This is a genomic window from Helicobacter sp. UBA3407, assembly GCF_949747025.1.
GTDB lineage: Bacteria > Campylobacterota > Campylobacteria > Campylobacterales > Helicobacteraceae > Helicobacter_D > Helicobacter_D ganmani.
Map to the genome: position 1 here is coordinate 1 of NZ_CATKCB010000028.1, position 1,884 is coordinate 1,884.

The 1,884-nt window shown below is 39.3% G+C and carries 3 protein-coding genes and 3 tRNA genes; all 6 read right to left on the reverse strand.

The window, feature by feature from the left end; genetic code table 11:
• Positions 1 to 70: 70 nt before the first annotated feature.
• The 6 genes from Q1553_RS00265 to Q1553_RS00290 all read right to left on the reverse strand — a co-directional run bounded on the left by Q1553_RS00265 (position 71) and on the right by Q1553_RS00290 (position 1,879).
• A tRNA-Trp gene (locus Q1553_RS00265) sits at positions 71 to 146 on the reverse strand.
• A gap of 32 nt (positions 147 to 178) precedes the next feature.
• Positions 179 to 349: a 50S ribosomal protein L33 gene (gene rpmG / locus Q1553_RS00270; RefSeq protein WP_034290214.1), complete on the reverse strand. Its 171-nt coding sequence runs from the start codon at positions 347 to 349 to the stop codon at positions 179 to 181.
• A gap of 8 nt (positions 350 to 357) precedes the next feature.
• Positions 358 to 1,557 (reverse strand): elongation factor Tu, encoded by a 1,200-nt coding sequence (gene tuf / locus Q1553_RS00275; RefSeq protein WP_115551984.1) that lies wholly within the window; start codon positions 1,555 to 1,557, stop codon positions 358 to 360.
• Entirely contained in the window at positions 1,550 to 1,678 is a 129-nt protein-coding gene (locus tag Q1553_RS00280; protein WP_281270116.1) for a hypothetical protein, read from the reverse strand. The genes tuf and Q1553_RS00280 overlap by 8 nt, the downstream gene beginning before the upstream one ends.
• Positions 1,669 to 1,743: transfer RNA gene (locus tag Q1553_RS00285), tRNA-Thr, on the reverse strand. Before Q1553_RS00285 ends, Q1553_RS00280 begins: the two co-directional genes overlap by 10 nt.
• A gap of 59 nt (positions 1,744 to 1,802) precedes the next feature.
• A tRNA-Gly gene (locus tag Q1553_RS00290) sits at positions 1,803 to 1,879 on the reverse strand.
• Positions 1,880 to 1,884 lie beyond the last annotated feature (5 nt).

Below are 1,884 nucleotides of genomic sequence, written 5' to 3' on the forward strand. Positions count from 1 at the left end.
CTTCTTTGGATAATCTATAATAGGTAATTAGTTTTTTCATAACTTTATTTGTCTCTCTTTATTCCAAAAATGGCAGGCCAGGAGGGACTCGAACCCCCAACATTCGGTTTTGGAGACCGACGCTCTACCATTGGAGCTACTGACCTATGCTGTTTGAAATAGCCAAGGGAGAAACCCCTTAGCTTTTCAATTTCACTTCTTTGTGAATTGTATGTTTGTTTAATCTTGGGCAGAACTTTTTAAGCTCCAGTTTTTCTGTTGTGGTTTTTGCATTTTTTACAGTGCTGTAATTAATGTCCCCGCATTCAGAGCATTTGAGTCCGATTTTTACACGATTACCTTTAGCCATAATTTAGCCTATTCAATAATTTTTGTAACAACACCTGCACCCACAGTTCTACCACCTTCACGAATCGCAAAACGTGTTCCATCTTCAAGTGCAATCGGATTGATTAACTCAACAGTGATTTTAATGTTATCACCCGGCATTACCATTTCTACACCCTCTGGTAATGCAATAGAACCTGTAATATCTGTTGTTCTCACATAAAATTGTGGTCTATAACCATTAAAGAATGGTGTATGCCTTCCGCCCTCATCTTTAGAGAGAACATAGATTTCACCCTCAAATTTTTTATGTGGAGTAATAGAAGATGGCTTACATAGAACCATACCTCTTTCAACTTCTTCTTTTTTAGTCCCTCTTAACAAGACTCCAACATTATCTCCAGCTTCACCTTGGTCAAGCTCTTTTCTAAACATTTCAACACCGGTTACGGTTGTTTTTTGTGTTGGACGAATCCCTACGATTTCAATTTCATCACCAACTTTTACAATACCTCTTTCGATTCTTCCTGTAACAACAGTTCCACGACCTGCAATAGAGAATACATCTTCAATTGGCATCAAGAAAGTTTTATCTGTTTCACGGACAGGAGTTGGGATATATTCATCTACCGCGTCCATAAGTTTCATAATTTTTTCACTCCATTCACCTAGAGTGCCTGATTTTGCTTCTTCTAGTGCTTTAAGTGCTGAACCTGCTACGATAGGTGTATCATCGCCGGGAAACTCATAACTTGAAAGAAGTTCTCTGATTTCCATTTCTACTAGCTCCAACAACTCTTCATCATCTACCATATCTTGTTTATTCATAAAAACAACAATATAAGGAACACCAACTTGACGAGACAATAAGATATGCTCTCTTGTTTGTGGCATAGGACCATCTGCAGCAGAAACTACTAGAATTGCGCCGTCCATCTGCGCTGCACCTGTAATCATGTTTTTAACATAGTCCGCGTGTCCGGGACAATCTACGTGTGCATAGTGTCTTTTTTCTGTTTCATACTCAATATGTGAAGTTGCAATGGTAATACCGCGCTCTTTTTCCTCTGGAGCGTTATCAATATTATCATAATCTTTCATTTCTGCTAGACCTTTTGTGGATAGAACAGCAGAAATCGCAGCACTTAAAGTTGTTTTGCCGTGGTCAACATGCCCAATTGTTCCAATATTTACATGAGGTTTAGACTTAACGTATTTTTCCTTAGCCATAAGCTTCTCCTAAATTTAAGTTAAATAGCGGTAATTCTACACTATTTTTACCAATTTTAAAATTAAGAATCGTAACATTTTCTACAATTCTATCACTAATGTTTGAAAAACTGGAGCCCATAAGCGGGATTGAACCGCCGACCTCTTCCTTACCAAGGAAGTGCTCTGCCACTGAGCTATATGGGCATAATAATTAAAAAGTGTCTTGCTGATTAAAAAAGATTTCGCAGAATCAGCTCCCAGTATGGAGCGGGAAACGGGGCTCGAACCCGCGACCCTCAGCTTGGAAGGCTGATGCTCTAGCCAACTGAGCTACTCCCGCACGGC

Bases quoted from the DNA above. Each gene is read 5' to 3' on its own strand.
- Q1553_RS00280 (WP_281270116.1), bottom strand. From the start codon at position 1,678: ATGGGCTCCAGTTTTTCAAACATTAGTGATAGAATTGTAGAAAATGTT.
- tuf (WP_115551984.1), bottom strand. From the start codon at position 1,557: ATGGCTAAGGAAAAATACGTTAAGTCTAAACCTCATGTAAATATTGGA.
- rpmG (WP_034290214.1), bottom strand. From the start codon at position 349: ATGGCTAAAGGTAATCGTGTAAAAATCGGACTCAAATGCTCTGAATGC.